Origin of the sequence: Pollutimonas bauzanensis, from assembly GCF_040393045.1 — a bacterium.
GTDB lineage: Bacteria > Pseudomonadota > Gammaproteobacteria > Burkholderiales > Burkholderiaceae_B > Pollutimonas > Pollutimonas bauzanensis_A.
The window spans coordinates 1-7,197 of the sequence record NZ_JBEBUX010000178.1; the positions used below are offsets into that span (position 1 = coordinate 1).

Annotated in this window: 6 protein-coding genes; all 6 read right to left on the reverse strand. The window is 56.3% G+C overall.

Features of this window, described 5'->3' with window-relative positions:
- Window positions 1-783 (reverse strand): UvrD-helicase domain-containing protein (locus ABWO67_RS18515; protein ID WP_353154548.1); only part of this gene is annotated, 783 nt, incomplete at its 3' end.
- A gap of 47 nt (window positions 784-830) precedes the next feature.
- Window positions 831-2,942, reverse strand: coding sequence for a primosomal protein N' (locus ABWO67_RS18520; protein ID WP_353154551.1), 2,112 nt, complete (start codon window positions 2,940-2,942; stop codon window positions 831-833).
- Between the two features lie 309 nt (window positions 2,943-3,251).
- Window positions 3,252-4,328 carry a uroporphyrinogen decarboxylase gene (hemE, locus tag ABWO67_RS18525; RefSeq protein ID WP_353154554.1) on the reverse strand — a complete coding sequence of 359 codons (1,077 nt, stop codon included), beginning with the start codon at window positions 4,326-4,328 and terminating at the stop codon, window positions 3,252-3,254.
- Window positions 4,329-4,356: 28 nt separating this feature from the next.
- Window positions 4,357-5,148 (reverse strand): hypothetical protein, encoded by a 792-nt coding sequence (locus tag ABWO67_RS18530; protein ID WP_353154557.1) that lies wholly within the window; start codon window positions 5,146-5,148, stop codon window positions 4,357-4,359.
- A gap of 208 nt (window positions 5,149-5,356) precedes the next feature.
- The gene (locus ABWO67_RS18535) at window positions 5,357-5,782 is read right to left on the reverse strand and encodes a F0F1 ATP synthase subunit epsilon (RefSeq protein ID WP_353154560.1); all 426 of its coding nucleotides are present in this window, start codon (window positions 5,780-5,782) and stop codon (window positions 5,357-5,359) included.
- Window positions 5,783-5,791: 9 nt separating this feature from the next.
- Window positions 5,792-7,197 (reverse strand): F0F1 ATP synthase subunit beta (gene atpD / locus ABWO67_RS18540; RefSeq protein ID WP_353154563.1); only part of this gene is annotated, 1,406 nt, incomplete at its 5' end.

Consider the following 7,197-nt stretch of genomic DNA (forward strand, 5'->3'; position numbering starts at 1 on the left):
TGGATAATCGGTCGTCAGCTTGGCCAGATTTTCTACCGTTGCCCCACGCCATGCGTAAATGGCCTGATCATCGTCACCCACAGCGGTCAGCATGGCCCGCTGGCCCGTTAGCCACTGCACCAGCCTGTACTGGCAAACATTCGTGTCTTGATATTCGTCGACCAGCAAATAATGCACTCGTGCCTGCCAGCGCTGGCGCACTTCGGCATTATGTTCCAGCAGCAAGGCGGGAATGCGGATCAGATCATCGAAATCAACCGCTTGGTAAGCCGCCAGCGTGGCGGTATAACTGCGATAAACCTTTGCCGCTTCGACCTCGCTTGCACTAGCGGCGCTACGGTCTGCCGCATCGGGGTCCATCAGGGCATTTTTCCATAATGAAATATTTTGCTGAACGGCGCGCAAGCGGGCCTTATCGGTCGTAGCCAACAGTTCCTGGATAATTGCCAGGGCATCATTGGAATCAAGGATGGAGAACTGCGGCTTCAAGCCCGCATGTATCGCCTCTTCACGCAAAAATCGCAAGCCTAGCGAGTGAAAAGTACTAATAGTCAAACCCTTGGCCATCTTGCCGTCGACCAGGAGCTTGACCCGCTCATTCATTTCCCGCGCCGCCTTGTTGGTAAACGTAAGCGCAACAATTTGCCGGGCCTGGTAGCCACACTCACGCAACAGATAGGCGATTTTTTGGGTAATGACTCGTGTTTTCCCGCTACCTGCCCCGGCCAACACCAGACACGGGCCGTCCAGGTACAACACCGCCTGCCGCTGCATGGCGTTCATGTCGTGAGCTACTGTATGACCGGGAGACGAATTCAATGCTGACCTTTCTATATTTCCAGAGGATCGACTTCCAGGTTATACCGTACGCGAAACTGCCGTGCGAGATCCCCCAAAGCATACGACCACGCGGCCAGAAACCCTTGCAGCGCGGCACGATTGGCGCTTTCGACCAGCAATTGCGCACGCTCGATATTGGCAACTCGCACCACGCGCAATGGAACCGGATCGTATAGCGTCACGGCCGACGCCGTAGTGAAAATGTCGGGATATTCCTGGGGCCAGGCACGGGCCTGCGCCAAGAAATCAACGGCCGTAGCCAGCTCACGGGCCTCGGCCGTTAATAAAGCCTGATAGGCGTATGGCGGCAGACCAACCGCCTTGCGCTCGGATAAGCCGTACTGGGCAAACCCCGGAAAATCATGCTTCAACAGCGCCTGGTACACCGCTTGTTCGGGGTAATCAGTTTGGATGATGACCTCTCCCCCCTTCACATGGCGCCCCGCCCGTCCCGCTACCTGCATCAATTGCGCAAACAGGCGTTCCGGTGCACGAAAGTCCTGCGCAAACAACATGGCATCGGCATTCAGTACGCCGACCAGACCCAGATTGGCGAAATCATGGCCCTTGGCAACCATTTGGGTACCGACCAGCAAATCCACTTCACCGGCATGGACCTTTGCAAACAAAGCGGCCGCACTGCCTTTTAATCGGGTGCTGTCAGCGTCAATACGGGCGATACGCGCCGTGGGAAATAGTTCTGCCAGATGCTCTTCGACCCTTTGCGTGCCCCGCCCCATGGGCTTGAGGTCTTGGTCGCCGCAATCGGGGCATGCCCTGGGCACCCTGGCCTGGTAGCCGCAATGATGGCACTGCAAATGATTGCGCCGCGCGCCAGCCCGATGCAGCACAGTATAGGCGGTACAGCGCGGGCAGTTGCTGACCCACCCGCAAGACGCGCAATTCAGCACTGGCGCATAGCCTCGCCGGTTAAGAAAAATAAGCGACTGCTCGCCGCGCTCAAGGCGTTCGCCAATAGCAGTCACAAGATGGGGAGAAAACCCCTCCTGCATGGCAAGGCGCCGGGTATCGACCAGGCGCACCTTGGGCAATTCAACCTCGCGCGCGCGCCGGGCCAATGTGAAACGCTGATAATGACCACGTTCTGCATGGCTCCAGCTTTCCAGCGAAGGGGTTGCCGACCCGAGGACGACCGGTACGTCGCGATCACGCGCCCGCCAGACGGCAAGATCGCGGGCCGAATAGCGCAAGCCATCTTGCTGCTTGTAGGACGTATCGTGTTCCTCGTCGACGATAATCAGCCCCAAATCCGGCATAGGTGCAAAAATGGAAAGGCGTGTCCCCAGCAGAATGCGAGCTGTGCCCCGCTGAATACTTAACCATGCTTGCAGGCGTTCGCCGTCGGCCAAGCCACTGTGCATGACCGCCAGGGTTTCCAGCCCGGCAACACCGGCAAGCCGTGCGCGCAACGATTGCTCCAACTGCGGCGTGAGGTTGATTTCGGGTACCAGGAAAAGCACCTGTCGACCGCGTGCCAACGCAGCTTTAGCTGCGTGCAAATACACCTCAGTCTTGCCGCTGCCCGTTACCCCATGCAGCAAAATCGTCTTATGCCCTTGCAAGCCAATAATGGCGGCCACCGCCGCTTCTTGCTCGGCATTCAGGACAGGGGGCTGGTCAGCCTGTATGGCGACCGCAGCGGGCTTGGCCCGCTTGTCGATACGTTTAACCGGACCGCCAGCGGATCGCTTGCCTTGGTAAGCCGCCACCTTGCGCAAGCTAAGGGGTAAGGCCGGCAACATAACCTCGCCGATTGGTCGCTGGTAGTATTGCGCAGCAAAGGAAGCCATGCGCAACCAGTCGGCGGCCATCGGAGGCGTGTCATCAAGGACCTCGTCCACATCCTTGATCAGGTCCGGCGCAATAGCAGGCTGCGTTGGTGTAGCAACGACGATACCCACTAATTTACGACGGCCAAATGGCACGATGACCCGGGTTCCCACTGCCACACTCGTTGAAGCGCGGTAATCGAACTCGTCAAGAATCGGCACATCAAGGGCAACCCGCACCCAATAAACCGCCTGCTCAGACGAGCCGGACGAAGAACAGGCGGAGGGGGGAAGAGGGGCAATATCTGGCATCAATACTTCAAGTGAATTCTCGCTAATGGCTTGAACGGCAGGCGATTAGCGACTTTGCGGTGTAGCACCCCTGCCTGTGGATAACTTTGGGGAGAATCTGGAGAACAACTTGGGAAAAGTCAATGACGTGACAGGTCATTTACTATAAAGCGACAGGAAAACCCACACTATATTCATACAAATCAACGGCTTAAACAAAACCCCGAAAACGTAACAATGGTATTGCAGCAGTTTGTGCACAGCACACTGAATTGTGCACAACCTGTAGAAATAAGCATAGGTCAAGGGGAAATTCCCCTTGATTGATACTTATGGCAGGTGTTTGGGACGGCTATAAGTGTGGACCTCGTCGACCAGCACAGATACCGCTTCTGGCGGTGTAAAACGCGAGATACCATGGCCTAGGTTAAAGACATGGCCGCCATTCTTGACTTGGCCAAAATCGTCGATGACCCGCCTTGCCTGGGTCCGGATAGCGGCTTCGCCGCCAAAGAGCGCCATGGGGTCGAGATTGCCTTGCAGTGCAACAGAATCACCGACACGCTGCCTGACCTGCGCAAGGTTTGCGGTCCAGTCCAGGCCCACCGCATCACAGCCACAGGCAGCGATTTGTTCTATCCATTGCGCCCCACCCTTAGTGAAGACGATGGAAGGCACCACACGCCCTTCGTGTTCGCGGATAAGCCCTTCGACAACCCTGCGTGTATAGGCCAGCGAAAACTCCTGGAACAGGCCATCGGCCAGCACCCCCCCCCAACTGTCGAAGATCATGACTGCTTGAGCGCCTGCCTGGATCTGTGCATTCAGGTAATCGATCGTAGCCCGAGTATTGACTTCGAGGATACGGTGCAACAGATCAGGGCGGCTATACAACATGGTTTTAATCAGTCGGTAATCGCTGGACCCTTGCCCCTCGACCATATAGCAGCCTACTGTCCAGGGACTGCCTGCAAAACCGATCAAAGGCACTTTACCGTCGAGCTCCTTGCGGATCAGCGAGACAGCATCGAATACGTACTGCAATTTGGAAAGATCGGGGACAGTCAGTTTTTTGACATCGTCTTCGGTACGAAGGGGATGCGCAAACTTAGGGCCTTCGCCGACCAGGAAGTCCAACCCCAGACCCATTGCATGCGGGATGGTCAGGATATCGGAAAACAGAATAGCCGCATCAAGATCGAAACGCTGCAAGGGTTGCAGCGTGACTTCGCAGGCATACTCGCGATTTTGCGCCAGGGCAAGAAAAGAACCCGCGCGTGCCCGAGTTTCGTTGTACTCGGGCAGATAACGTCCTGCCTGGCGCATTAGCCACAGCGGAGTGTAAGGAACTGGCTCGCGCATTAGCGAACGCAGGAAGATATCGTTTTTCAAAATAGGTGCAATCACGTCTATCCTTATTCTAAGACCCTTGATTTTACCCGTCTCTGGCGAGATTAGGGGTAGCTTCGGAGCGAAACGGAGCGGCATCGATATCGTGTTTGCGCATAAGCGCCCAAAAGGCTCGCCTGTGCTTCTGGGCAGCGCGCGCTGCCATGGCGATATTACCCGAGTGGCGCCCTAGTGCCGCTGTTATATAAGCCCTTTCGAACCTTTCGATGACTTTACTTTTGGCTGCGCGGAAGGACTCTTTCGATGTCGCACAGCGCGATGCCGAGGCCACGGCGAAAGCCTCAAGTTCGTGGCCGCTACGATCAAGGATAGTAGCGCATATTGCCTCTTGGCTTTCGGTGCCGGGGGTAGTCTGATATGTAGGCGCAAACTCGTCAACCGTCGCGCGCACTGCGCCACCTGCGGCGTGATAGCGTCGGCCGCAGATCAGCCGTTCGATACGTGCACGAAGCTCTTCAGGACATAATGGGTCGCGAACGAAATCGGCCAGCCCCAATGCGCACAAGTCGTTCAGCGCCCCGGCTTTCAGGTTGCGCACCAGCGCCAGCACAGGTGTATGCAATATACCTGTGCTGGCAGCCAAAGCCGTACGCGCCCATGCCAGGTTGTGTTCAGCGACCGGCAACAGGCAGGCGTCAAAACGCCTTAAACGCATGGATGCTGCAGCCAATGCGCCGACCGAAGCCGGAGTGCCGGTGTCGGTTGCTTCCAGCCTATGCAATTGCAATCGATTGCCAGCATACGCTTTCAGCCAATGATCCATCCATTGGTCGCAGCAAGTAGTACTGAAAATAGCGCAATCCAGATATTCTCTCATGGGTTCTCCTGGCACGTGAGGCCTGCTTGTTAACAAGATCCGATAAGAATAATGAAGAGAGCACCATGGAACAATTCGGAAAACTAAGAAGTCGGGAAATACCTATAACCGCTGGCTAAGCTTGCACCCGAGCCAGCGACGCCACAACGCAAGAAGGGCATCCCTAAGGATGCCCTTCTTTGAACCCAACCGCGTGAGCGGCTTGTCCTTAGTGCGAACGTCGTATCTGGCTGAGCCTGCGCGCTGCCGCAGCTTGCGCTGCCAGCATGGCAAGTTCCGCTTCGACCACGGCGATATCGGCCTTGTCCTTGGTGTTGCGCAAGGCTTCTTCGGCGTGTTTACGCGCTTCAATCGCTTTGGCTTCATCAAGGTCTTCCGCACGAATAGCCGTGTCGGACAATACCGTAACCGTACCGGGTTGAATCTCCAGGATACCGCCGGCCACAAAGATGTTTACTTCGTGCCCGTCGGCCTGGACGATTTTGACCGTTCCAGGGCGAATGCGCGAGATAAGCGGCGTGTGGCCGGGCAAAATGCCCAGTTCGCCCGACTCGCCAGGCAGTGTCACGAATTTCGCCTCGCCGGAGAAAATCGATTCTTCTGCACTGACGACGTCAACATTCAAGTAGGCCATGTGTAATCCTTATTGGAGTTTCTTGGCTTTTTCGAAGGCTTCGTCGATTGAACCAACCATGTAGAAAGCCTGCTCGGGCAATGCATCGCATTCGCCGTCGACAATCATTTTAAAGCCACGCAGCGTTTCGGACAACGGAACGTACTTGCCAGGCGACCCAGTAAAGACTTCGGCCACGTGGAAAGGCTGGGACAGGAAGCGCTGGATCTTGCGAGCGCGCGCCACTGCTTGCTTGTCTTCGGGCGAAAGTTCGTCCATGCCCAGAATGGCGATAATGTCGCGCAATTCTTTGTAGCGTTGCAACGTTTGTTGAACGCCACGAGCGACAGCATAGTGCTCTTCACCAACGACTTGAGGGTCAAGCTGACGGCTGCTGGAGTCTAGTGGGTCGACGGCTGGGTAAATACCCAAGGCGGCGATATCACGAGACAACACAACGGTGGAGTCCAAATGCTGGAAGGTCGTAGCAGGCGATGGATCGGTCAAGTCATCGGCAGGAACGTAAACGGCCTGGATGGAAGTGATCGAGCCTGTCTTGGTCGATGTAATGCGCTCTTGCAGCTTACCCATTTCTTCGGCCAGCGTAGGCTGATAACCCACTGCCGAAGGCATACGACCCAACAGCGCGGATACTTCGGTTCCGGCCAAGGTGTAACGGTAGATGTTGTCCACGAAGAACAAAATGTCGCGGCCTTCGTCACGGAACTTCTCGGCCATGGTCAGGCCGGAAAGCGCTACACGCAAACGGTTGCCGGGAGGCTCGTTCATTTGACCGAACACCATGGCAACCTTGGATTCAGGCAGGTTATCCATTTGGATAACGCCAGCTTCAGCCATTTCGTGGTAGAAGTCGTTACCTTCACGAGTACGCTCGCCCACACCAGCAAACACCGACAAGCCGCTATGCGCCTTGGCGATGTTGTTGATGAGTTCCAGCATGTTAACGGTCTTGCCCACGCCGGCGCCGCCGAACAGGCCAACTTTACCGCCCTTGGCAAACGGGCAAACCAGGTCAATAACCTTGATGCCGGTTTCCAGCAGTTCGACCGAAGGCGAAAGCTCGTCAAACTTAGGTGCATCTTGGTGAATGGAGCGCAGCTCATCGCTTTGGATAGGGCCGCGTTCGTCGATAGGACGACCCAGCACGTCCATGATGCGGCCTAGAGTACCCAGACCGACGGGCACCGAGATAGGCGCGCCGGAGTTTGCCACGGCCATGCCGCGGCGCAAGCCGTCGCTCGAGCCCATGGCAATGGTACGAACCACGCCGTCGCCCAACTGTTGTTGCACTTCGAATGTCAGGCCGGCTTCAGCAAATGCCGAGCTATCGTCGACAAGCTTAAGCGCGTCGTAGATTTTTGGAATGCTGTCGCGGGGGAACTGAATATCCACCACGGCGCCGATGCACTGAACGA

Coding starts and splice junctions, on each gene's coding strand:
- ABWO67_RS18520 (WP_353154551.1), bottom strand. CDS start 2,942: ATGCCAGATATTGCCCCTCTTCCCCCCTCCGCCTGTTCTTCGTCCGGC.
- ABWO67_RS18535 (WP_353154560.1), bottom strand. CDS start 5,782: ATGGCCTACTTGAATGTTGACGTCGTCAGTGCAGAAGAATCGATTTTC.
- ABWO67_RS18530 (WP_353154557.1), bottom strand. CDS start 5,148: ATGAGAGAATATCTGGATTGCGCTATTTTCAGTACTACTTGCTGCGAC.